The organism is Actinosynnema pretiosum (assembly GCF_024171695.1).
GTDB classification, from domain to species: Bacteria; Actinomycetota; Actinomycetes; order Mycobacteriales; family Pseudonocardiaceae; genus Actinosynnema; species Actinosynnema pretiosum.
Map to the genome: position 1 here is coordinate 21,515 of NZ_JAMTCF010000008.1, position 23,774 is coordinate 45,288.

The following is a 23,774-nucleotide window of genomic DNA, read 5'->3' on the forward strand; positions in this document are numbered from 1 at the left end:
CCATGTCCGACGACCTGAACTACAACGAGCTGAACAACACCATCCGCTACACCGCCTGGTCGGTCTTCAAGGGCCCGCAGCCGGGTTCGCTCGGCGAGAACCGCGCCGACGCGGCCACCGAGGCCCAGGAGTACATCGACGGCCTCGCCGCCAAGGGCGTCACCGTGCGCGGCGTGTACGACCTGGCCGGTCTGCGCGCCGACGCGGACTACATGATCTGGTGGCACGCCGAGGAGATCGAGCAGGTCCAGGCCGCCTACACCGGGTTCCGCCGCACGAAGGTGGGCGCGCTGTCCACCCCCGTGTGGAGCCAGGTCGGCCTGCACCGCCCCGCGGAGTTCAACCGCAGCCACGTCCCCGCGTTCCTGGCGGGCGAGGAAGCGCGGAAGTTCATCTGCGTCTACCCGTTCGTCCGGTCCTACGAGTGGTACATCCTCCCGGAGGAGGAGCGCCGCACCATGCTGCGCGACCACGGCCTCGCGGCCAGGGACTTCGCGGACGTGCGGGCGAACACGGTGGCCTCGTTCGCCCTGGGCGACTACGAGTGGCTGCTGGCGTTCGAGGCCGACGAGCTGCACCGCATCGTCGACCTGATGCGCGCCCTGCGCGCGACCGAGGCCCGCAGGCACGTGCGCGAGGAGCTGCCGTTCTACACCGGCACCATGATCGCGCCCGCCGAGCTGGTGCTGAACCTGCCGTGAGGCAGTGGCCACGCGGGGGAGCACTGCGCCTGCTTCCCCGCGGGCCACACGTGCCTCACCCCTTGATCTTGTAGGCCCGGACGACGGTCTGGGTGAAGGTGTTGCCCGCGTCGTCGGAACCGGTGACGCGCAGGGACGCGAACCGCTTGCCGCGCGGGTGCTCCAGCAGGAGCGCGGACCCGGACGCGCGGGCCGGCGACCAGGTCGCGCCGTCGTCGTAGGAGACCTCGCCGGTGAACGCGCGTGGTCCGGACGCGCCACCGTGGCGCTGGAACTCCAGCGGGACGCGGAAGAGCCCCGGCCTGGCCGCTCCGGTCGGGTCCAGGGAGGGCTTGGGGCGCACCAGGGTCAGCGGCAGCTCACCCCGCGCGCCGGTGGAGCGGAACGTCCAGGAGCCCGACGTGCGCGTGGAGAAGTCCGACCCCTCGGGAGCGCGCACCGCCTCCGCGTCGACCCGGTAGTCCGCCGCCCCCGGAGGCACGGCGAACCCGACCCGGCCCGGCTCGTCGCTCTCGCCGACCAGCTCCCCGTTGCGGCGCAACGAGGTCCGCGCCGACTCGGTGGCCTCGTAGTAGCCGGTGTGGCCGCCGCCGTCGCCGAACAGCGCCACCTCGAACCGCAGCCGGTCGCCGTCCAGGACCAGCGGGGACGTCCCCGGACGCGCGGAGGGGGCGAACACCGGGGTGTTCACCGCGCGCCGGTAGGTCCGGCCCGCCAGGTACGTCTCGGGACCGCTCGACCGGGCGGCGTAGAAGTCACCGGGGCCATCCTGGGTGAACGCCCACGTCCACGGCGCCCCGGTGGTGACCAGCTCCACCAGCGAGCCCGGCGCGGGGACGTCCAGCGCCCCGAGGTGATCCGCGTGGCCGTCCGGGGCGGGCACACCGCCCCGCAGCGACGCCCTAGCGCCGGCGGGGACGGGGCCGATCGCGGTGCGGATCGTCGCCAGCTCGCTCCGCGCGGGCGCGCGGGTGAAGCCGGTCGGGTAACCACCCGCGAGAAGCCAGCCGAAGCGGTAGCCCGCCGAGGCGCCCTGGAACCGGGCGTTGATCCACGTGATCTGCTCGTCAAGCGGACCGTCGGGTTCGAGGCGGCCGATCCGCAGGCCCTCGGGGAAACCGGCGGGGTAGAACGTCCCGGTCACGCTCGGCCTGCCCTCGTGGAACCCCTCCGAGGTGATGCTCGCGGGTCCGGGACGGGTGCCCGCCTCCGGCGGGGTGATCACCAGCGGCGCGGCCTCGCGGGCGTCCAGGACGAGCGTGGTGTCGCCGTCGAGCTCCAGCAGCGGGGTGGAGAACACGGCCGAGCCGCCCTCGTGCCGGACCAAGGAGGAGAGGGCGTAGGCGCCGGGCGGCAGGGAGATCGTGCCCTCGCCGCCGCCGAGGCGGTCCTCGCGGTAGCCGTCGATCCGGGACACGAACGTCCAGCTGCCCGCGCTCGGCCCGCCGTCCGGGCCGAGGTGCCGGATGGTCAGGTCGTGCCGCTCCTCGGCGCGGTCGACGGACACCGGGGTGCGCACGGCGGTCGGCCCGCCCGATGCCACCACGGTGCCGCTGTGCACGCCGATCCCGGTGTCGGCCCTGGTGGTCGCGGTGATCCTGGTGGTGGCGGTCCCGCCCGCCGGAACGGTCAGGGCGGCGGGGGAGGCGGTGAAGACGCCCGTGACCGGCGTGCCGTCCGGCGCGTGCTGCTCCACGGTCAGGTCCAGGGTGATCGGGGACGCGGAGTCGTTGCGGTACACCAGGTCCTTCGTGACCGGCTCGTCGTCCTCGTGCGGCCACCGCTGCACGCCCAGCGCGAGCGTGGCCGGTTCGGCGGTGACGGTCTGCGCCAGCGCGCGCGGCACGTCGACCCGACCGGCGCCCTGCTCCAGGGGGTACAGCGCCGGGTTCGGCCGAGCCGAGGCCATCAGGGCGGCCTTGATCCGCTGCCCCGACCAGTCCGGGTGCCGCTGCTTGAGCAGGGCCGCCGCGCCGACGACGTGCGGGGTCGCCATGGAGGTGCCGGACTTCGCGACGCGTCCGGTGGACCCGGCCCGCGCGGCCACGATGTCCACGCCGGGCGCGGTGAGGTCCGGCTTGACGCCGCCGTCACCGCGCCGAGGACCCCGGCTGGAGAAGCCCGCCAGGCTCTCGTCCCGCTCCACCGCGCCCACGGTGAGCGCCGCGTCGGCGGTGCCGGGCGTGTTGACCGAGCCGCCCACACCGGGCGTGCCGGGCGCGTGGCCGTTGTTGCCCGCCGCGACCACGAACAGCGCGCCGCTGCTCGCGGACAGCGAGTCGATCGTGTCCTCCAGGGGGCTCTCGCCCTGCTCGTCGACGAAGAAGGCCAGGCTGAGGTTGAGCACGTCGGCGCCCTGGTCGACGGCCCAGCGCATCCCGGCGATGATCCAGGACTCCAGGCAGGTCTCCACGTCGCAGACCTTGGCGTCGAGCAGTTCCGCGTCCGGGGCCACGCCCCGGTAGCGCGCGTCGCCGCTCGCGATGGTCGCGGCGACGTGCGTGCCGTGGCCGGTGTTGTCGGCGTTGTCGGGCTCCTCGCTGAAGTTGGCCTGCGCTACCTCCTTGCCGCGCAGGTCGGGGTGGTCGCCGTCGATCCCGGTGTCGAGCACCGCGACCGTCACGCCCGCGCCGGTCAGGCCCGCCTGCCACGCCTGCGGCGCGCCGATCTGGGCGGTGCTGCGGTCGAGCGCGGGCTTGAGGGCCGCGTCCAGCCACACCTTGCGCACGGTGGGGTCGACCAGCAGCTCCGGGAACGCCGCGCCGGACTCGGGGGCGCGGGCGGCGACGGCGTGCGCGTCGGGCAGCTCGCGGGTCGAGCTCAGCGAGGTGGCGCGCGGCCCGTCCGAGCCGTTCTTGGTGATGAGCAACGGGATTCCGCCGCCCGTGCGCGGTCGCGCGGCCAGCGCGGTCACGTCGAACAGGCGCGGGTCGAGCTTGCCCGACGCGAGCGCCGCCGCCGCGTCACCGGGCACCACGCGCACCCGGCCGCCGGACGTGCTGCTGTGGAAGGCGATCCGCTCCCGCCCCGCCCCTGGGGTGATGCCCGCCAACCGGCCGTCCACCAGGGCGACCCGGTCCCCGGTGAGCAGCACCACCTCGGTCGGCGCTGTCCCCTCCCCTTGCGCGGCAGCGGTTTCCGCCGTCGCCACCGGTCCCGCCGCGCCACCCGCCAGCAGCGCCGCGACCGCCAGCGCGGCCGTGCCCCGTCTCCTGCCCGTCACGTCGATCAGCTCCCCGTCGTCGTCGTGCGAGGTCCGCGCGGGGGCGCCCACGCCGGGGCGCCCCCGCGATCCGGCTAACGCTTGATCCTGTAGGCGCGCAGGGCCGTCTGCTCGAACCCGTTGCCCGCCCCGTCCGCGCCACTGACCCGCAGCGACACGAACTCCCGGTCGCGCGGCAGGACCAGCAGCGCGCTGCCCGGCAGCACCAGGGCCTTCGCCCAGCTCGCCCCGTCGTCGTAGGACGCCTCCACGGTCAGCGACCGCAACCCGCTCGCCCCGCCCGCCCGCTGGAACTCCAGCGGCAGCAGCGAGAACCCGGCCCGCGCCGCGCCGTCGCGGTCCAGCGCGGGCGTGAACCGGACCAGGGTCAGCGGCAGCTCGGCGCGGCCCGTCCCGACGTCGGCGCGGAACGTCCACGCGCCGCTGAGCCGGGTCGAGAAGTCCGACGCGCCTCCGGTCCGCACCACCTCGGTGGACACCCGGTAGTCCGCCGCGCCCGGTTCGGGCGTGAACTGGCCGCTGCCCGGCCAGGCGCTCTCGCCGACCGGCTTCCCGTTCCGCTCCAGCGCGGTCCGCGCCGACGCGGTGTCCGACGCGCCGAGGTTGCCCGCCCGGTCGCCGAACAGCGACAGCGAGAACCGGAGCTGCCCGCCGTCCTTGACCAGCGGCGGGGTGCTCCAGTCCGCCAGCACCGGGCCGAACACCGGCTCGTTGGTGGAGCGCCGGTGGGTCCGGCCCGCCCGATAGCGCTCGTCACCGCTGCTCTGGCCCGCGCTCCAGGCGAAGTCCTCCGCGCTCTGGGTGTACGTCCAGCGCCACCCCGGCCCGGTGTTCACGTGGTCCACGACGACACCCGGCGCGGCCACCTCGGAGGACGCGCCCCACCCGCTGCCGTCGCCGAACACCGGGTTCCCGGCGTGCGAGGCCCGCTGCCCCTCGGGCGCGGGGCCGATGGTGGTGCGCACGGTCGCCAGCTCGCCCGCCTCGGGCTCGCGGACGAACCCGGCCTCCACCCCCGGCTCCTCCCAGCCGAAGCGGTAGAACGAGCCGTCCCCGCCCGCGAACTGGGCGCTCACCGACCGGGACTGCTGCCCGGCGGGCAGCTCCCCGCCGTTGCGCCCCACCCACAGCCGGTCCGGGAACCCGCCGGGGAACAGGTGGTGGTAGTTCGTCGTGCGGCCCTCGTGGACCTGGTTGATCGTGTAGCCGCCCACCAGGGGCTCGGCCTCCTGGTCAGGAGGGGTCACCCGCAGCGGCTCGGCCTCGCGCGCGTCCACGGTGATGGTGGTGTCGCGGTCCAGCACCAGCGCGGGCCTGGTCAGCAGCGTCCCGCCACCGCCCGAGGCCACCGAGGACCAGACCCCGTACTCGCCGGGCGGCAGGGTCGCGGTGCTCTCCGCGCCGAGGAAGTACCGGGGGCTCGGCTGGTCCAGGTCGATCACGGCCGTGTCGCTCTCCTCGGCGGGCTCGCCGTCGCGCCCGACGTGCCGCACGGTGAGCGAGTGCCGCTCCGGGGCCCGCTCGACGGACACCGGGGTGCGCACCAGCACCTCACCGCCGGACGAGGCGGTGACCACGCCGCTGTGCGCGCCGTCCGGCACGTCCTGGCGGGTGTCGCCGGTGACCCGCGCCGTCGCCGTCCCGCCCGCGGGCACGGTCAGCGTCGCGGGGGCGGCGGTGAGCACGCCGGTGGTCGGCCTCCCGTCCGGGCCGACCGCGTCCACCGCCAGGTCCAGCACCACGGGGGCGTCGGAGTCGTTGCGGTACACCAGGTCCCTCGTGACCGGCTCGTCGTCGTCGTGCGGCCACTCCCGCACGCCCAGCGCCAGGCTCGACGGCTCCGCCGACACCTCCAGCGCCAGCGCCCGCGCCACGTCCACGCGGCCGGAGCCCTGCTGGTGCGGGACCAGCGCCGGGTTCGGCGTCGCCGAGGCCACCAGCGCGGCCTTGATCCGCCTCCCCGACCAGTCCGGGTGCCGCTGCTTGAGCAGCGCGGCGACACCCGCGACGTGCGGGGTGGCCATGGACGTGCCGGACATCGACACGTGCCCCTCGTCCACCGGCGTGCCCTCGACCCCGTGCCGGGAGCGGGCGGCGACGACGTCGGCGCCCGGCGCGGTGACGTCCGGCTTCACGGCGCTGTCGCCCAGGCGCGGGCCCTGGCTGGAGAACGGGGCGAGCCCGTCCCGCCGGTCCACCGCGCCCACGGTCAGCGCGGAGTCGGCGGAGCCGGGGGAGCCGATCGTGCCCGGCCTGCCCGAGTTGCCCGCCGCGACGACGAACAGCGCCCGGTCGGACAACGACTCCACGGCCTCCTCGACCGGGTCGAGCCCTGGCGCGTCGGCGCCGCCCAGGCTCAGGTTGACCACGGCCGCGCCCTGGTCCACGGCCCACTGCGTCCCGGCCAGGATCCAGGACTCGGCGCAGCCGTCGCGCACGCACACCTTGCCGTCCAGCAGCTCCGCGTCCGGGGCCACACCCCGGTAGGTCCCGCCGCTGGAGGCGATCGTGGCCGCCACGTGCGTGCCGTGGCCGACGTCGTCCACGTGCTCGGCCGCGTCGGTGAAGTTCGCCCGCGCGACCTCGCGGCCCGCCAGCTCCGGGTGCTGCTCGTCGACGCCGGTGTCCAGCACCGCGACCTTCACGCCCGCGCCGGTGTACCCGGCCGCCCAGGCGGCGGGCGCGCCGATCTGCCTCGTGCTGCGGTCCAGGCTCGGCCGCATCACCCCGTCCAGCCACACCTTCCGCACGCCCGGATCGGCCAGCAGCTCCGGGAACGCCGCCCCGGACTTCGGGGCCCGCGCGGCGACCGCGCCCGCGAGCGGCAGCTCCCGGCCCACCTCCAGCGCCGAGGCCCGCCCGCCGCCGTCCCGCCCGCCGCCGTCCCGCGCGACGAGCACCGGCACGCTGTCCCGGCGCGCGTCGTCGTAGCCCGCGTCGACCAGCCCGGTCACGTCGAACAGCCTCGGGTCCAGCTTCCCCGCCGCCAGCGCGGGCACCGCGTCCTGCGGCACCACGTGCAACCGCCCGCCCGCCGACATCGCCCGGAACGCCTGGTGCTCCCGGCCCGGCCCGGCCACGACCTCGCCGAGCCCGCCGCCGCGCAGCACCACCCGGTCACCGGTGATCAGCGTGACCTCGGTCCGCTCCCCGGACCCCGGCCGCGCAGGCGGCCCCCCGCGCTGGTCTGCGGTCGCGACCCCCGTCGCGCCCACCAGCAGTGCGGTCGCGGTGACGAGCACCGCGCCGCGCTTCCCGCTCCACGTCACAACCGGACACCTCCCGTGTCGGCGCCGCGCGCGGTCTGCGCGCGGCGGGAGGCGCGGCGCCGGTGCGGGCGGCGGCGAGCCGGGAGGAACCCCGCCCCCTCAACCGGGAACGACGCTAGCGAGACCAAGATCGGGAGCGCAGCGGCCGGGCGGCGGCACTTCACCGGCTCGGGGGCGCCGCGCGAGGCAGCGCCCCTGAGCCGGTCAGCCGATCCGCCAGGCGTCCACGACGGCCAGCTCGAACCGGTTGCCCGCCGAGTCCGACCCGGTGACCCGCAGCGACACGGCGCCCGCCTCGGGCGCGGTGAACCTCGCCACGCCACCGGAGACCTCGGCCGCCGACCAGGTCCCGCCGCCGTCGAACGACACCTGCGCCGCCAGGTCCCGCACGCCCTCCACGGCCTGCTGCCGCACGACCAGCGGCACCTCGGTGGCCCCCGGCGGCGTGGCGCCGTCGCGCAGCGCCGGGGCGAACCGGACCACGGTCAGCGGCAGCGCGGTCGGCTCGGCGGTGCTGCCCGAGCCGAACTCCCAGGCCGCCGTGACCCGCCGGGTGAACCCGGAGACGCCCTCGGCGCGCACCACGTCCGTCTCCACCCGGTAGCGCGCGTCCCCCGGTTCGACCGGGAACAGCCCGTTCGCGCCGTTCGGGCTCTCCCCGACCGGCACGCCGTCGCGCAGCAGCACCGTGCGCGCGGACGCGGCGTTGGAGCTGCCGCCGTTGCCCGCGCCGTCCCCGAACACCGGCACCGCCAGGCCGATCACGTCCCCGGAGCGGGACAGCAGCGGGTTGCGGGACGGCGGGAGCGCTGGCGAGAACACCGGGTCGTTGAACCGCTCGACCTGCGCGCTGCCCGGCCGGTAGGACCGCTCCGGCGAGGTCAGCGTCGCCTCCGCCGAGCCGGTCGGGTCGTGCTGGAGCAGGTTCCAGCTCCACGCCGTGTCGGCGGTGGTGACCAGGTCCAGCGCCGAACCGGGCGCGCTGACCGGGGCCTGCCAGGACCAGCCGCCGACCCCGTCCGGCGTGATCGGGTTGGCGCCCCGGCCGAACGCGCGGTCCGCCGGGCCCGGACCGTTGTCGGCGCGCACCCGAGCCAGCTCGCCCTCGGCGACACGTCGGGTGAACCCGGTCGGCAACCTGCCCTGCTCGACCCAGGCCAACCGGTAGGTCACCGGCAGCCCGTCCTCCGGCTCGCCGCGCAGCTGCGCCCCGATCAGCGCGGTCACCTGCTCGTCCGGCAGCGCCGGGCCGCTGTGCGCGATCGACACCTCCGCGCCGAACCCGCCGAGGAACGCGGTGCTGGAGCTGACCTGCCGCTCGCCCTGCCTGCGCACCACCGTGATGTCCCCCAGCGCCTCCCGCGCCGCCGGGTCCGGCGCGGTGATCGCCACCGGGCGCGCCGCGCGGGCGTCCAGCACCACGGAGGTGGCGGCGCGCACCGACAGCGCAGGCCTGGGCAGCACCGCGACCGCCCCGCCGGGCGAGGTCACGTCGGCGCTCGCGTAGTAGTCGCCCCTGGGCAGGCGCAGGGTGAACGCGCCGTCCGGGTCGTGCGGGAACGCGAACACCTCGTTGTCCAGGCCGATCACCGACGCGTAGTAGTCCGACGCGGGCGCGCCGCCCTCGTCCAGCACGGTGAAGGCGACGTCGTAGCTCTCCCGCTCGCGCTCCACGCTCAGCGCGGTGCGCAGCGGGGCCGGGCCGCCGGACGCGACGACCGCGCCGACGTGCAGCCCGTCCGGCGCGGACGGGCGGGTGTCGGCGGTGACGCGGGCGGTGGCCCGGCCGCCTGCGGGAACGGTCAGCGTCGTGGGGGAGACCGAGACCACCGCCGACGGGCCGCCGTCCGGGGCCAGCACCTCGGCGGCCAGCGCCAGCTCCACCGGGGCGTCGGAGTCGTTGCGGTACACCAGGTCCCTGGTCACCGGCGCGTCGTCGTCGTGCGGCCAGCGCTGCGAGCCCAGCGCCAGGCTCGCCGGTTCGGCGGTCACCCGCACCGCGCCCGCCGCCGCGACGTCGACCCGGCCCGCGCCCTGCTCGAACGCGATCAGCCCCTCGGTGGGCCGGGCCGAGCCGACCAGCGCGGCCTTGACCCGCTGCCCCGACCAGTCCGGCCGCCGCTGGAGCAGCAGCGCCGCCGCGCCCGCGACGTGCGGGGTGGCCATGGACGTGCCGGACATCGCCGCGTGCGCCTCGCCCACCGGCTCGCCGATGATCGCGGTCGCCGAGCGGGCCGCGACGACGCCGACGCCCGGCGCGGTCAGGTCCGGCTTGACCGCGCGGTCGCCGGTCCTCGGTCCCCGGCTGGAGAACGGGGCCAGCCCGTCCTGCCGGTCCACCGCGCCCACGGTCAGCGCGGAGTCGGCGCTGCCGGGGGACTCGACGCTGCCGGGCCTGCCGCTGTTGCCCGCCGCCACCACGAACAGCGCCCGGTCCGACAGCAGTTCGACGGCGGCTTCGAGCGGGTCGGTCTCCGGGGTGTCCGGGCCGCCCAGGCTCAGGTTCACCACGTCCGCGCCCTGCGTCACCGCCCAGGACATGCCGTCCACGATGGACGACTCGGTGCAGCCCGAGGCGCCGCACACCTTGCCGTCCAGCAGGGTCGCGCCCGGCGCGACGCCCCGGTACACCGCGCCGCGCGAGGCGGTGGTGGCCGCGACGTGCGTGCCGTGCCCGACCAGGTCGCCGTCCGGCTCGTCGGTGAAGTTGGCCCGCCCCACCACCGAACCGGCCAGGTCCGGGTGCGCGTCGTCGATCCCGGTGTCGAGCACCGCGACCGTCACCCCGGTCCCGGTGACCCCGTCCGCCCAGGCGCTCGGCGCGCCGATCTGCCCGGTGCTCCGGTCGAGGCCGACCCGGCGCACCCCGTCCAGCCAGACCCGCCGCTCCGCCGGCCCGGCCAGCAGCTCGCGCCAGGCGTCCGAGGCGGTCGACTTGGCGACGCTGGTGGCGCGCCCGCCGAGCAGCGGCAGCTCCCGGCCCGCCGCGCCGATCGCGCCCGCGCCGTCCGGGCCGGTGACGATCAGCGGCACGTCGTCCCGGCGCGCGTCGTCGTACCCGGCCTCGACCAGGCCCGTCACGTCGAACAGCCTCGGGTCCAGCCTGCCCGCGCCCAGCAGCGGCGCGGCGTCGGCGGGCACGACCCGCAGCCGCCCGTCCCGCGCGTGCGAGCGCACCACCGACCGCTCCCGGCCGGGACCGGGCTCCACGGACAGCACCCGCTCGCCCGCGAACCGCACCCGGTCGCCGGTGATCAGCGTGACCCGGTGCTCGGTCGGCGGCGGGGCCTGCGCCGAGTCGGTCCCGGCCCGCGACGGCGGCTCCTGGGGCGCGGCCGTCGCGGGCCCGGCGCCGAGCACGAGCACCGCGCACAGGAGGGCGGATCTCGTCGCCCCGGACCGGAACGGGCTGCGGTGGTGGGTTCTGCTGCGCACGTGAACGACCTCCCTGCGCGGGGAGCGGAAGGCGTCGTCACCTCCGGTCGCGGCGGGTGCACCTCACGTGACGTCGCCCCTGACCCCACCGACGCTAGGCAGGTCGCGGCGACCGGACAGCCGCTGTCCGGCGGGTTCCGGCTTGGTCGGGGCTAGCGGGCGGTCACTGCGCCGTCCGCCGCAACGGACAGGCCCGCCTGCGCGGCCTGCGGCTCGCAGTGCTCGCCGTTCGGGCGGGTCGCCTCCGGGCGCAGCTCGCCCTCGTGGCGCAGCAGCTCCGAACCCGCCGCGTCGAGCAGCACCAGCGTCGCGGTGACCGGTTCCCCGGTCAGCTCGGGCACCGGGACGAACCCGACCTTGCCCTCGCCCGGCCCGGACACCGCGCCGCAGGTGTCGTCCGGCCCCGTCCCGGTGCAGCTCGTGGTCACCACGACCCGCTCGTCGCGCAGCTCGACGCGGTGGTCGGCGCACCCGTCCGCCCCGCACACCCGCAGCGAGCCGGACTCGGCGCCGCGCAGGTCCACGTCCAGGCTCACCCCCGCCAGCGCGCCGATCAGCGTGCAGGCGGCCTCCCCCCGACCCGCGCCACCGCACCCCGCCAGCGCGAGCAGCGCCGCCGCCACCACCCAGGACCTCCGCATGACCCCAGGACGGGACGACCGGGTCCGGCGGTTGCCCGCACGCGGTGAGCAAGCGCTTTCCACGCGGGAGGTCACCGCCCGAACCGCCACCACCGCCGCCGCTCGGACCGGGATGCCCGCAGCGCGGCCAGCTCGCCCCGCGCCGCCGCCCACTCGGCGAACGCCGCCGCGTCCTCCCGCATCCGGCTGCCGTCCCTGCGCGGGTTGCCGCGCGCGTACTCGGCGAACAGCGGCCGGAACCGCTCGCCCAGCTCCCCGGCGACGTCCGGCCGGATCGAGGCCACCACCGACCGCCGCTTGTTCAGCAGCGACCTGGCCTCCACCCGCAGCCGCTCCGCGTCGAACCCGCCCGGCGCGGGCCCGTCCGCGAGCAGCGCCCGCAGCAGCTCGCCCTGCGCCGCCGCCAACCGCTCCCGCTGCGGCCCGGTCACCCCAGCACCGCCCGGATCGCGGCCAGCTCGGCGGCCAGCTCCGCGTCCGACGGGTAGTCCCCGTCCCGCTCCAGCAGCGCGCCGGGCGGGTCGACCCGCTCCCGCAGCCGCGCCAGCACGTCCAGCACCTGCGGCAGCACCGGGGCGGTGTGCGTGTCGTGGTAGACCCCGCCGTGCTCCTCGCCGCCCGCGACGTGCACGTACGCCAGGCGCTCCAGCGGGATCTCGTCCAGGAACCGCTCCACGTCGGTGCCGAGGTTGCGGGCGTTCGCGTACAGGTTCGCCACGTCGATCAGCAGGTGGCAGCCGGTGCGCTCGACCAGCTCCGCCAGGAACCGCCCCTCGCTCAGCTCGCTGTCCGGCCACTCCAGCAGCGCGGCCACGTTCTCCAGCGCCAGCGGCACCGGCAGCATCGCCTGCGCGGCCTTGACGTTGGCCACCAGCACGTCCAGCGCCTCGCGGGTGCGCGGCACCGGCATCAGGTGCCCGGAGTCCAGCCCGCCCGCGCGCACGAAGCACACGTGGTCGCTGACCAGCGGCGCGCCCAGCTCCTCGGCCAGCGCGCCCAGGTGCGCCACCCGAGCCTGGTCCACCGGGTCGGCCCCGCCGAGCGAGAGCGACACCGCGTGCGGCAGCACCGGGACTCCGCGCTCGCGCAGCAGCCGCACCGACTCGGGCAACCGGCCCGGCCGCAGGTTCTCCGCGACCACCTCGACGAAGTCGACGCCGGGCAACCGCTCCACCGTCAGGTCGATCTCCGACCGCCACCCGATGCCAACGCCCAGCCGCTCCACCGCGCTCCCCTCCCGATCCGGCGACCGGTCAGTCACCGCCGCCACCACCACAACCACCACCGCCGCCGGAGTCGCCGGAACCGCACGAACCGCCGCCGGAACCGCCGTCCGACGAGAATCCGCCACCGCACCCGCTGCTGCACGACGCCCCGCCGGACGAGGAGTCCGCGCGCCTGCTGGACGGGGGTCGCCCCGACCTGGTCAGGGACTTCACCGCGCCTGCGGGGACGCCGACCAGGTCGTGCGCCCGCTTCCGGTCGTGCCGCCCGAGCAGCCCCCTGGCCGCGACGATCCGCTCCGGCCCGTCCGGGAGCCCGGCGGGCACCTGTCGAGCCTGCCGCAGCACCCGCTTGCCCGCACCGGTCAGCGGTCCCTGGCGCAGTGCCAGCACGACGTTCAGCACCACCCCGAGCGCCAGCACGGCCAGCGCGACCGGGACGAGCAGCTCCAGCGCGAACGCGCACACCGCGGCGAGCACGACCACCAGGAACACCAGCGGGCGCGCCCAGAACAGCGCACGCTGCCGCCCCGGCGTCCGCATCAGCCCGCGCCGCACCAGCTCCGGCCGCACCGAGCGCGCCTCGTCCCCGGCTGCCACGCCCACCACCACGTCACCGAGCGCCTGCCCGGAGCGCGCCAGCACGGCGGCCTGCGGCCCGGTCCGCGCGCCGCCGCCGGACACCGCGCTCACCACGCCGTTCCGGGAGACCCGCACCACCCCGGCCCGCGACAGCGCCGCGACCGCCACCTCGGCGACCCGCCGGGGCCCGCCCACCAGGCAGGCCACCTCCTCGGGGTGCAGCTGCTCGGCCCGAACCGCACTCGCCATGCCCGTCCTCTCCCGCTCGTCCCGACCAGCTCACCGGAGCGGCCGGTCAGTCCCCGCCGCCACCGCCGTCCCCGCCACCGCCACCGTCTCCACCGCCGCCACCGTCCCCGCCGGTGCCGCACGAGGAGTCCCCGTCGCCGTCCGCGCCCTCGAACTCCAGCTCGGGATCGGACTTCCGCTTCTCACCGGGCACCGGCAGCGACGTCACCGCGCTCGCCGGGACGCCGACCAGGGTGTGCGCGGGCGCCAGCCGGTACCGCCCGCGCAGCCCGTGCAGCGCGATCACCCGCTCGGGCAGGTCCGGCGGTTCCGCCGCCCGCCGCCCCACCTGCCCGCGCGCCTCCCGGAGCGCCCGCCTGCCCGGCCGCCGCACCCGGTCCTGGAACAGCGACAGCGCCCAGGCGAGCACGACCCCGCCGAAGCCCGTCGCCGCGAACACCCCGAGCAGCTCGTCCGCCAGGATCGCCGCGCCCACCGCGAGGAAGATCAGCACCAGCACCAGCCGCTGGGCCCACCGCAGCGCCTTCAGCGGTCCCGGCGCGCGCATCAGCCCGCGCGCCACCAGGTCCGCGCGCACCGCGCGCCCCTCGCCCGCGCCCACCCGCGCCACCACCTCGGCCAGCGGGCGCCCGCCCAGTCCCAGCACGGCTGCCTGCGGCGCGGTCCGCGCGCCCACCCCCGGAACCGGGTGCACCACGCCGTCCCGCGACAGCCGCACCGCGCCCGAGCGCACCAGCCCGGCCACCGCGACCTCGGCCACCCGCCTCGGCCCACCGGCCAAGCAGGCCAGCTCCTCCGCGTGCAGCCACCCGGTTCGCGCCGACACCGCCACGCCAGCCCTCCCACCGCTCGGCGGCCGTCCCCCGCAGGGACTCCCGGACCGCTCGGGCGTCTTCTACCGGAAGCTCAGTCGCCACCGCCACCACAGCCGCCCCCGCACCCGCCGCCGCTGTCGGAGCCGCCGTCCGACCCTCCGTCCGACCCGCCCGACGAGTCCGTGCCGCCGCCGTCGCTGCGGTCGCTCCACCCGCTGCCGGACCACCCGCTGTCCGCCGCGTAGTGCGCGCCACCGCCCGAGGCCGCGCCCGCCTTCGCCGCGTTGCGCGGCGCCCGCATCGTGCGCACCGCGCTCTCCGGCACCACGGTGAACTCGTGCGCGGGCCGCCCCTGGAACCGGCCCTGCAACCCCACGAGCGCGATCACCCGCTCCGACCAGTCGACCCGCCCGGCGATGGCGCCCGGCGCGTCCCGCAGCACCGCCCGGCCCCGGCCGTTGACCATGCCCTTCCAGAACCCCAGCCCGTACCGCACCAGCAGCAGCGCCACCAGCAGCGCCAGCTTCGCCGCGAAGTGCTCGGGCATCACCACGAGCGAGCCCGCGAGCAGGCAGGCCAGCATCACCAGCACCACGCGGACCGTCCGCACCCGCTCCTGGAACGCGGGCGGGCGCAGCAGCCCGCGCGCCAGCACCTCGTCGCGCACCGCGCGGGCCCCGATGCTGTCCGAGGCCTCCTCCACCACGTCGCCGAGGGTGCGCCCGACGTGCGCGAGGACCGCGGCCTGCGCCCCGGTGCGCGGCGAGGTCCCGCGCACCGCGCTGACCACGCCGTCCCGCCCGACCCGCACCGCGCCCGCGCGCACCAGCGCGAGCACCGCCACCTCCACGACCCGCCTCGGCCCACCGGCCAGGCAGGCCAGCTGCTCGGTGGTCAGCTCGTCAGCCCGCGTCGCCGCCGCCGCCGAAGTCGCCATCCCAGTCCTCCACCCACTCGGCGGCCAGCCAACCGCCGACGAACCAGCCGCCCGCGGCGAGCAGACCGCTGCCCCGCTGCCAGCGCTGCGGCTCCACCTCGACGGGGCGCCTGCGCCTGGGCAGCTGCCCATGGGACGTCTCCGGTTCCCCGATCGGTTCCGCCCGCTCGCCGTCGAACACGGCTGTTTCCGCCCGCGTCCCAGGCTGTTCGCGCGGCGCTTCCCGAACCGACCCGCGCACCGCGGCGGCCAGCCCGAACCGGGCCGCGACCTCGGCGGGGCCGACCGGTGCGAGCCCGGCGGTGGCGTCCGCGAGCGCCCGAGACCCGGCCCGCGTCAGCACCGGGGGAGCGCCCAGCAGCAGCACCACCGCAGCGACGCCGGTCAGCACCAGCCCGACGACCCCGACCGCGCCCAGCCGCACCACCGACAGCGCGGCCGGGACGAGCAGCGGCGCCACCGCCAGCGCGGCCCGCCGCAACCGGGCGCGCGGCGGCACGAGCAGCCCAGCGCGCACCAGTTCCCGCCCGATGGCCCGCGCGGGTCCGGAGGCAGCGGCCCCGACCAGCAGCTCACCCACCCCGCGCGGCCGGTCCAGCCCGGCCAGCAGCTCGGCCGCGAGCGCGCTCGGCTCCTCCCGCTCCTCGGGGAGGTCCACCGCCACGACGCCTCCACCGGACACCCGAACCCGGTTCTGCCCGACCAAGGAGGCCAACGCCACCTCGACCGCCCGCACCGGCCCACCACCCAGGTACCCGACCTCCTCGAAGGTGAGCACCCGCTGCGGCGCCGTCCCGGCGACCCGCTTGAGCCGCGCCCCGACCACCACCGCGCCGAGGAGCAGGACGCCGAGCACCAAGGCGAACACCGCGTCGGTCATGCGACCAGGGTAGGTCGGGGGGAGTGCTGAGCCGGGGGTGTTTCGGGAAGTGCTCCGGTAGCCTGCGGGAAATGTTGGAATAACTGAGCACGGGGGGGGTGGATGGTGATACCGCAGGGGTTGAACATGGCGGCGTTGCAGTCCATGACAGCGGGGATGAGCGCGCTTAAGCAGACCGCCGAATCGGGAGGGTTCGCGATCAGCAAGAGCGGGGCTGATGCCTATATCCACGCGATCAAGACGGCGTTGGAGCAGCTGGACGGCATCCAGTACCAGACGGAACTCCTTCAGCAGAGGACGAAGTTGGGGACCAGTCCGGATGCGGTCCGGATGAGCGAGTACAACCTTGAGAACGCCTTGGGCGGTCCTGGCACGATCGGGCTGATCCCTGCCATCGATCAACTCAAGATCGCCTTGGGTGAAGCTCTCCAGGCGATGCAGAAGGCCAAGGAGAACTACAGCGCGGTCGATGACGCGCGTGTCGAGAAGTTCAACTCCCAGTGAGACGGAAGAAGACCGTGCAGAACGTCCGGCTTGTCGCCCTCGCGCTCCTCGTGTCCGCCCTGTCCGCGTGCTCCACCGTCGAGCCGGGAACGGCCACCCCGGCGACTTCGGATCCGGCCGCACCCACCAGCACGGCTGGTTCGGCTCAGGCTGGCTCGGGGCTGGCTGACCTGGAGCTGTGCGCCGACTTCGAGCGGGTCGCGGGTCAGCTCCCGCTGGTCGAGATCAAGAAGCAGGAGCCCGAGAGCTGCGTGGGCAAGTACGACCTGGGGGATGGCAACAGGATCACCGTGGGGATGAACGCGTTCCCGACCCTCGGGCTCAGCGAGGCCGTGCCCGGTCCCGACAGCGAGGTCGGCAACATCACGATCGCGGGTCGGGCCGCCCTCCTCGATCGCAAGCCCTCAGGATCGACGTCCTGCGCCGTGCGAGTGGAGGTCAGCGAGACCGCCAGGGTCGACTTCGTGGCTGTCTACTACGCCTCGCTCGACCAGGCCTGCGACGCGGCGACCGCCCTGGCCAACGCCATCACCCCCACCCTGCCCACCAAGTAGCGCGCAGCCGGTGGCGGTGGTCGGCGAGGACCACCGCCACCGCCCACCGGGGTCAGCTGCCGCCGCCCCCACCGCAACCGCCGCCGCCCCCACCACCGCAGCCGCCCCCGCCGCCGCCATCCCCACCACCGCTGCTGCCACCGCCGTCGAAACCGCCGACCGCGCCGTAGTAGGCCATGCCGCCCGCACCACCGCCCAGCCCTGCGGACCCCCGGCTCCGCGAGCGCGCCGTCGGCCGGACGGCGTTCCTGACCTCCGCGTCCGGGTGCGCCGAGAACCCGTGGAAGAGCACCGCCTCCACGGCGGGCGACGTCGGGCCGAACGAGCCCCAGCCGCCGACCAGGCCCTTGGCGCGCGCGTCCGCGATCGTCGCGACGCCCCGCGCGGTCCTGCCCGGCACGAACCTCGTGCCCAGCACGAACACCAGCACGCCGGTCAGCAGCAGCTGCAACGTCAACCAGCCGACCGGGGCGCCGATCCGCACCCCGTTGCCCCAGCGCACGACCCCCACCAGCGCGACCAGCAGCATCGGCAGCACGCTGATCCGCAACCACCGCCGCGCGCGCTCCGGGGAGATCAGCAGCTCCGCCAGGACCAGTCGCACGCCCAGCTCCCGCACGGCGGGGCCGTCAGCGACGGACGTGAGCAGCAGCGGCAGGGTGCGCCGCTCGTAGCGGGCCGCGTCGGTGAGCACCGCGGCCTCCACCGGGTGACCCGGCTGGGCACCCTTGACCCGGCTCACCGTCCGGTTCCGGCCCGGTCGCAGCGCGCCCGCGTCGAGCAGCACCGCCGTGGCCACCTCGGCCGCCCGCGTCGGGCCGCCGACCAGGTGGGCCAGCTCGTACAGGCCTGGCGCGGCTGCGGGGGTCGCTCCCCGCGTCCCCCGCAGCCACCACCTCACCAGGACCGCCAGTGCCAGCGCGACGGCCAGCGCGATCCAGTACAGCTCCAAGAACTCCGGGCCCGAAAGCCCCCACGGACGCATCACGAACCACCCCCTCGCGAACCTCCGACCGGGAACCGGTCAGCGGTGTTCCGAGGCAATCGTGTGCGCTGCGCCACACCCGCCACAAGCGAGTTGGGCAAGCCTTGAGGTCCGAGGCCCACCCGGTGCGGCGCCGTGGCGCGTCAGGAGGAAGAACCCCCGTCGACGCCGCTCGAACCCTCGCCGTCAGTCCCCTTGAACACGCGCATGACCCCTCCAACGCTCTCGACGTCCCGAGTGAGTAGCGCGGTCCAGTCTGCTAGACCGACGGCTTCTCGACCAGACGCAAACTGATCGAGTTGATGCAGTAGCGCTGATCGGTGGGCGTGTCGTACCCCTCGCCCTCGAACACGTGGCCCAGGTGGCTGTGGCAGGCGGAGCAGAGCACCTCCGTGCGGACCATGCCGAGCGCCCGGTCCTCGCGCAGGATGACCCGGTCGGCCGCCAGCGGCGAGAAGAACGAGGGCCAGCCGCAGTGCGACTCGAACTTGGTGTCGCTGCGGAACAGCTCGGCGCCGCACGCCCGGCAGTCGTACACGCCCTCGGTCTTGGTGTCGGTGTACTCCCCGACCCACGCGGGTTCGGTGCCCGCGTCGCGCAGCACCGCGTACTCCTTCGGGGTCAGGATCTCCCGCCACTCCAGCTCGGAGTGGACCACCTTCGGGGTGGTGCCGGTGACAGGTTCCATGACGCCGATTTTAGTCGAGCCCGGCGCGGGCGACCGCCGGTCGGAGCTGTGGGACGGACCTCGCCGGCCGGGGCCGCAGGTCGAGCCCCGCTAGTCGAACAGGGTGGCGAGGATGTCGCCGAGGCTGTACCAGACGCCCGCGCCCGCGCCGAGCAGGATCAGCACCACGATCAGCACCGCCCCCTGCCTGCGCAGCCCGCCCGCCCGGTTCGCCGAGTCGGCGAAGTCCGACACGCCCGCGAGCGAGCCCTCCACGGTGTAGGTGGGGCGCTCCCTGCGCATCCGGTCGAGGTGCGCGGCGAACGCCCTGGTCTCGGGGTCGTCGGGGTCGAGGCCGATCAGCTCGTCGTCGACGCTGGTCGACGGCAGGTCGTCGGGTGAGTCGGCGGCGTGCGCGCTGGCCATGCGCTCAGAGTAGTGCGGGAGCGATCGCGCGCCAGTGAGCCGGAGGAGCGGTTCGGGAGCGGCGGGACCGGGTGGGGCCGGTGTGGGCCGAACGTGTGGCAACGGGGGTGTTCCCGCTGTTCAGCGGACATTTCCCCGGCTCCGGACGGCCCCGTCGGCGCCCGGTTGCTCGGGTGCCCGCCGCTGCTCCGCGACGGGGTCGGGGCCTCTGGTGATTCACCGGGCAGTGGCGGCCGGTGGCCGGTCGGGCGTCCGCGCGCTCACCCCCAGGTGGAGCGCGCGGACGCCCTGGTCCTCGATCAGGCCGGGACGGCGGCGAACGCCGGGCGGATCGCGCCCACCGGCCTGCCGTGGCCGAGCACCGGCGCCGAGGCCAGCGCCTCCGGCACGTCCGCGCCCAGCGCGCGCAGCGCCGCCGCCAGCACCACCGGCCGGGCCCGGCTGGACCCGTCGGCGATCTTGCAGGCCGCCGCCGAGCCGTCCGGCAGCCCGATCGCGTACACGCCCTCCGCGCCGTCCTTGGCGACCGCGCCGGGGAGCGCGCGCATCAGCGCCGTCACGTCCCGACCGGTGCCGCCGACCCACTCCGGGTGCCCGCTCATGGCGGTCGCGACCCGGTGCTCGGGCGTGCCGGGCTCCGCGCTCGCGATCGCCCCGAACGCCCTGGCCAGGCCGGTGAGGCTGATCCCGAGCAGCGGCGCGCCGCAGCCGTCGACGCCGATCGCGCCCACCGGCTCGCCCGCCAGCTCCGCGAGGGTCCCGGCGATCGCGGTCTGCAGCGGGTGGGCCGGGTCGAGGTAGTCGGCGGTGGACCAGCCGTTCGCCGCGCAGGTCGCCAGCATCGCCGCGTGCTTGCCGGAGCAGTTCATGTACCGGGGCTCGGCGCCCCGCCCCAGCGCGTGGTGCGCGACCAGCGCCCGCTCGCCGATCGGCAGGCCGGGCGTGCACCGCAGGTCGCCGAACCCGAGACCGGCGCCGGTCAGGATCCGCTCGACGCCGTCGACGTGGAAGTCCTCGCCGGAGTGGCTGGCGCAGGCCAGCGCGAGCAGCTCGTGGTCCAGGTCGAGCCCGGCGCGGAGCATCGCGAGCGCCTGGACCGGCTTGTTCGACGACCGGGGGTAGCACACCTCGTCGGGCGAGCCGACCGAGAGCACCGCCGTGCCGGACGGGTCCAGCGCGACCACCGAGCCGTGGTGCACCGACTCCAGGAAGTCCCCGCGCCACACCTCGGCGACCAGCTCGTGCGCCATGTCCGTCCTCCTCGCTGAACCGCCGGTCACCGGCGCCTGGAACTGCCAACTGTTGACTGTCAACTGTTGACACTTGGTGATCGGAGCCCGGCGCCGGGGTCGTCGTCCGACGGCGGTCGCGCTGGTCCGTTTGGGGCAAGCTGTCAACTGTTGGCAGTTAACAGCACGAGAAGTCGATGTGCTAGAGAGACTTCCGTGACACCGCCGACCCCCCTGGGGCTCACTGGCCAGACCGTGGACGCCCTGCGCGAGCTCGTCCTGTCCGGTGAGGTCGCCGCCGGGCAGCGGTTGAACGAGGTCGAGGTCGCCGCGAACCTCGGCATCAGCAGGGGGCCGGTGCGCGAGGCGATCCGGCAGCTGGCGTCCGAGGGGCTGCTGGTCCTCGTGCCGAACCGGGGCGCGTACGTGCCCGTCGCCGACGCCGCCGAGGTCACCGCGCTGTTCGAGCTGCGCACCGCGCTGGAGTGCGCCGCCGCCGAGCTGGCCGCCGCCCGGCGCAGCGACGGCGACCTGGCCGGGATGCGCGCGGTCTGCGCCGAGTCGCGGCGGACCCACAAGGCGGGCAAGCGGTTCCCGCACCACCTGGACCTGGCGTTCCACCGCACCCTGCTGGACGCGGCGGCCAGCCCCCGGATCACCGAGCAGGTGAAGCTGGTCCAGCAGCGGGTGGTGCTGCTCCGCAGCGCGCTGCGCGACGACCCGCCGCACCAGAACGCGTCGCTGGACGACCACGAGGCGCTGGTCGACGCGATCGAGGCCGGTGACGGGAAGCGGGCCGCCGAGGTCATGCGGACGCACCTGCGACGGGTGTGCGCGCAGCTGATCGCCGCCGTCGGGGCCGAGGCGGACGCCGAGGACGAGCAGGGCTGAGCACGCGGGCGGGCGGCCCACGCCACCGCCCGTCCGCTCGCGCACGTCGCGGGCCCCGCCGGATCACCCCGCCGCCGGATCACCCGGCGCCCTGGTCACCCCAGCGAGCCGGTGACCTTCGCGTGTCCCTTCAGCAGGTTCCGCGCGATCGTGCGCCGCTGGATCTCGTCCGTCCCCTCGTAGATCCGCAGCAGCCGCAGCTCCCGGTACCACCGCTCCACCGGCAGCTCCCGCGTGTACCCCATCCCGCCGTGGATCTGGAGCACCCGGTCCACGATCTCGTTCGCCTTCACCCCGCCGTACAGCTTCGCGATCGACTGCGCGTGCCGCGAGTCCGCGCCCTGGTCGACCAGCCACGCCGCGTGCAGCACCAGCCACCGCAGCGCCTCCACCTCCACCGCGGAGTCGGCGATCATCCACTGGATCGCCTGGTACTCGGCGATCGGCTTGCCGAACGTGACCCGGTTCCGCGCCTGCTCGACCGCCATCTCCACCAGCCGCTCGCACGACCCGAGCGCCCGCGCGGGCAGCAGGTACCGGCCCTGCCCGATCCACTGCATGGCCAACCGGAACCCGCCGCCGACCTCGCCCAGCACGTTCTCCGACGGCACCCGCACCCCGTCGAACACCAGCGCCGCCGGACCCCACTGGCCCATCGTGGAGATCGGCTCCGACCGCCACCCCATGTCCCGGTCCACCAGGAAGCAGGTGACGCCGCCGTCGGCGCCCTTGTCCCGGTCGGTCACCGCGAACACCATCGCGAAGTCGGCCTCGTGCCCGCCGGTGATGAACGTCTTCTCGCCGCTGATCACCCAGTCGTCGCCGTCGCGCCGCGCGGACGTCCGGATCGCCTTCGCGTCCGACCCTGCGCCCGGCTCGGTGATCGCGAAGCAGGACAGCCGCTCGCCGGAGATCGTCGGCAGCAGGTAGCGCTCCTTCTGCTCCGCGTTGCCGTGGAACAGGATGTTGTCGGCCGCGCCGCCGAACCGGAACGGCACGAACGAGCGCCCCAGCTCGGTCTCCAGCAGCGCCGCCATCACCGCGCCCAGCCCCATCCCGCCGTACTCCTGCGGCGTGAGCACGCCGAAGAACCCCGACGCGCGGGCCTTGGCCTGGAGCTCGGCCAGCTCGTCGCCGGTCAGCCCCGGCTGCCCGGCCCGCTCGCGCCGCAGCACCTCCGGCTCCAGCGGGGTGATCTCCCGGCGCACGAACTCCCGCACCCAGTCCCGGACCTGCGTCTGCTCCTCGTCGAGCGCGAAGTCCATCCGTTGCCTCCCAAGCGGGCCGACGCCCTCAGGTGAACGCGCTGACCCCGGTCAGCGCCCTGCCGATCAGCAGCTTCTGGATCTGGCTGGTGCCCTCGTACAGCGTGGTGACCCTGGTGTCCCGCAGGTGCTTGGCGACCGGGTGGTCGTCCAGGTACCCGTGCCCGCCCAGCACCTGCACCGCCCGGTCGGCCACCCGCACCGACGCCTCGCTCGCGTACAGCTTCGCCATGGACGCCTCGGTGCGGAACGGCTCGCCCCGGTCGGCCAGGTCCGCGCACCGCCAGGTCAGCAGCCTGGCCGCGTCGGTCTCCACGGCCATGTCCGCCAGCAGCTCCTGCACCAGCTGGAACCCGGCGATGGGCCTGCCGAACTGCTCCCGCTCCCGCGCGTACCGCAGCGCCGCCTCCAGCGCGCCCCGCGCCGCGCCGACGCACCCGGCGGCCACCGACATGCGGCCCCGGTCCAGCGCGGCCATCGCCAGCGCGAACCCCGCGCCCACCTCGCCGAGCACCGCGTCGTCGGGGACCTCGACGTCGTCGAGCAGCAGTTCGGCGGTGGCCTGGCCGCGCATCCCGAGCTTGCCCCGGATCTCGCGCGCGGTGAAGCCGGGGGAGTCGGTGGGCGTCAGGAACGCGGTGATCCCACGCGGGCCCGGCCCGCCGGTGCGGGCGAGCACCAGGGCGACGTCCGCCCACGTCCCGTTGGTGATGAAGACCTTCCGGCCGCTCAGCCGCCACCCGCCCGCGACCCGCGTGGCCGAGGTGGCGAGGGAGGCGGCGTCCGAACCGGTGTCGGGCTCGGTCAGCGCGAAGCAGCCCAGCAGCGCGCCCGAGCACAGCCCCGGCAGCCAGCGCTCGCGCTGCGCGTCCGTGCCCGCGCGCGCGATGGTCTTGGCGACCAGGCCCAGCGACACCGAGACGATGCCGCGCACCGCCGAGTCGCCCGCCGCCAGCTCCTCCAGGACCAGGCAGTAGGCGAGGTGGTCGCCGCCGCTGCCGCCGTGCTCCTCGGCGACGCCGACGCCCAGGAACCCCAGTTCCCCCAGCGCGGGCACCAGGTCGCGGTCGATGGCCTCGTCGCGGTCCCAGCGCGCGGCGTGCGGGGTGATCCGGTCGGCGGTGAACGCCCTGGCCACCTCGCGCAGCTGCCGGTGCTCGGCGGACAGGCTCAGGTCCACGGTCGCGGCCTCCCGTCGTTGGGCTCCCGGCGGTCCAACGTAGGGCGGGGCGCGCGGGCCCGGCAAGGCGGGACTTCGGGATCTTCCGCCGCGCCGCTGTCGGTCCCCGCCGCTACGC

Annotated in this window: 20 protein-coding genes; 4 read left to right on the forward strand and 16 right to left on the reverse strand. The window is 75.8% G+C overall.

Annotation, left to right across the window (positions count from 1 at the left end; genetic code table 11):
- Positions 1–2 precede the first annotated feature (2 nt).
- Positions 3–701, forward strand: coding sequence for a hydrogen peroxide-dependent heme synthase (gene hemQ / locus LV78_RS17470; RefSeq protein ID WP_253846318.1), 699 nt, complete (start codon positions 3–5; stop codon positions 699–701).
- A 55-nt stretch (positions 702–756) separates the two neighbouring features.
- Here hemQ and LV78_RS17475 read toward each other — a convergent pair whose 3' ends face one another.
- The 10 genes from LV78_RS17475 to LV78_RS17525 form a co-directional block, all read right to left on the reverse strand.
- Entirely contained in the window at positions 757–3,975 is a 3,219-nt protein-coding gene (locus tag LV78_RS17475) for a S8 family serine peptidase (protein WP_253846319.1), read from the reverse strand.
- A gap of 23 nt (positions 3,976–3,998) precedes the next feature.
- On the reverse strand, positions 3,999–7,193 hold the full coding sequence (locus tag LV78_RS17480) for a S8 family serine peptidase (protein ID WP_253846320.1): 3,195 nt from the start codon (positions 7,191–7,193) through the stop codon (positions 3,999–4,001).
- Positions 7,194–7,397: 204 nt separating this feature from the next.
- Positions 7,398–10,628 (reverse strand): S8 family serine peptidase, encoded by a 3,231-nt coding sequence (locus tag LV78_RS17485; protein ID WP_308208727.1) that lies wholly within the window; start codon positions 10,626–10,628, stop codon positions 7,398–7,400.
- A 152-nt stretch (positions 10,629–10,780) separates the two neighbouring features.
- Positions 10,781–11,269, reverse strand: a complete 489-nt coding sequence (locus LV78_RS17495) for a hypothetical protein (RefSeq protein WP_253846323.1) — start codon at positions 11,267–11,269, stop codon at positions 10,781–10,783.
- Between the two features lie 71 nt (positions 11,270–11,340).
- Entirely contained in the window at positions 11,341–11,700 is a 360-nt protein-coding gene (locus LV78_RS17500) for an SCO6045 C-terminal-like domain-containing protein (RefSeq protein ID WP_253846324.1), read from the reverse strand.
- The gene (locus tag LV78_RS17505) at positions 11,697–12,530 is read right to left on the reverse strand and encodes an MbnB/TglH/ChrH family RiPP precursor modification enzyme (RefSeq protein WP_372494941.1); all 834 of its coding nucleotides are present in this window, start codon (positions 12,528–12,530) and stop codon (positions 11,697–11,699) included. The genes LV78_RS17500 and LV78_RS17505 overlap by 4 nt, the downstream gene beginning before the upstream one ends.
- Positions 12,523–13,323: a TIGR04222 domain-containing membrane protein gene (locus LV78_RS17510; protein ID WP_253846325.1), complete on the reverse strand. Its 801-nt coding sequence runs from the start codon at positions 13,321–13,323 to the stop codon at positions 12,523–12,525. The genes LV78_RS17505 and LV78_RS17510 overlap by 8 nt, the downstream gene beginning before the upstream one ends.
- Positions 13,324–13,369: 46 nt before the next feature.
- Complete coding sequence (locus tag LV78_RS17515) at positions 13,370–14,155, reverse strand: TIGR04222 domain-containing membrane protein (RefSeq protein WP_253846326.1); 786 nt, start codon at positions 14,153–14,155, stop codon at positions 13,370–13,372.
- Positions 14,156–14,229: 74 nt separating this feature from the next.
- Entirely contained in the window at positions 14,230–15,075 is an 846-nt protein-coding gene (locus LV78_RS17520; RefSeq protein ID WP_253846327.1) for a TIGR04222 domain-containing membrane protein, read from the reverse strand.
- The gene (locus LV78_RS17525; RefSeq protein WP_253846328.1) at positions 15,041–15,955 is read right to left on the reverse strand and encodes a TIGR04222 domain-containing membrane protein; all 915 of its coding nucleotides are present in this window, start codon (positions 15,953–15,955) and stop codon (positions 15,041–15,043) included. Before LV78_RS17525 ends, LV78_RS17520 begins: the two co-directional genes overlap by 35 nt.
- A 126-nt stretch (positions 15,956–16,081) precedes the next feature.
- Between LV78_RS17525 and LV78_RS17530 the strand changes: the two genes are divergently transcribed.
- Positions 16,082–16,459 carry a hypothetical protein gene (locus LV78_RS17530; RefSeq protein WP_253846329.1) on the forward strand — a complete coding sequence of 126 codons (378 nt, stop codon included), beginning with the start codon at positions 16,082–16,084 and terminating at the stop codon, positions 16,457–16,459.
- Positions 16,456–17,013, forward strand: coding sequence for a DUF3558 domain-containing protein (locus LV78_RS17535; protein ID WP_253846330.1), 558 nt, complete (start codon positions 16,456–16,458; stop codon positions 17,011–17,013). Before LV78_RS17530 ends, LV78_RS17535 begins: the two co-directional genes overlap by 4 nt.
- A gap of 52 nt (positions 17,014–17,065) precedes the next feature.
- Here the strand turns inward: LV78_RS17535 and LV78_RS40805 are convergent, their stop codons facing one another.
- The 4 genes from LV78_RS40805 to LV78_RS17555 form a co-directional block, all read right to left on the reverse strand.
- Complete coding sequence (locus tag LV78_RS40805; protein ID WP_301306793.1) at positions 17,066–17,998, reverse strand: TIGR04222 domain-containing membrane protein; 933 nt, start codon at positions 17,996–17,998, stop codon at positions 17,066–17,068.
- A 259-nt stretch (positions 17,999–18,257) separates the two neighbouring features.
- Positions 18,258–18,686, reverse strand: coding sequence for a peptide-methionine (R)-S-oxide reductase MsrB (gene msrB, locus LV78_RS17545; protein ID WP_253846331.1), 429 nt, complete (start codon positions 18,684–18,686; stop codon positions 18,258–18,260).
- A gap of 90 nt (positions 18,687–18,776) precedes the next feature.
- On the reverse strand, positions 18,777–19,091 hold the full coding sequence (locus tag LV78_RS17550; protein ID WP_253846332.1) for a hypothetical protein: 315 nt from the start codon (positions 19,089–19,091) through the stop codon (positions 18,777–18,779).
- Positions 19,092–19,390: 299 nt separating this feature from the next.
- A complete protein-coding gene (locus LV78_RS17555) occupies positions 19,391–20,341 on the reverse strand; it encodes an asparaginase (RefSeq protein WP_253846333.1) in 951 nt (316 codons plus the stop codon).
- A gap of 195 nt (positions 20,342–20,536) precedes the next feature.
- On the opposite strand from LV78_RS17555, the gene LV78_RS17560 reads away from it, so the two are divergent.
- A complete protein-coding gene (locus LV78_RS17560; protein ID WP_253846334.1) occupies positions 20,537–21,211 on the forward strand; it encodes a GntR family transcriptional regulator in 675 nt (224 codons plus the stop codon).
- 95 nt (positions 21,212–21,306) lie between these two features.
- Here the strand turns inward: LV78_RS17560 and LV78_RS17565 are convergent, their stop codons facing one another.
- Positions 21,307–22,476: an acyl-CoA dehydrogenase family protein gene (locus LV78_RS17565; protein WP_253846335.1), complete on the reverse strand. Its 1,170-nt coding sequence runs from the start codon at positions 22,474–22,476 to the stop codon at positions 21,307–21,309.
- Between the two features lie 28 nt (positions 22,477–22,504).
- Positions 22,505–23,656: an acyl-CoA dehydrogenase family protein gene (locus LV78_RS17570; protein ID WP_253846336.1), complete on the reverse strand. Its 1,152-nt coding sequence runs from the start codon at positions 23,654–23,656 to the stop codon at positions 22,505–22,507.
- Between the last annotated feature and the right edge of the window lie 118 nt (positions 23,657–23,774).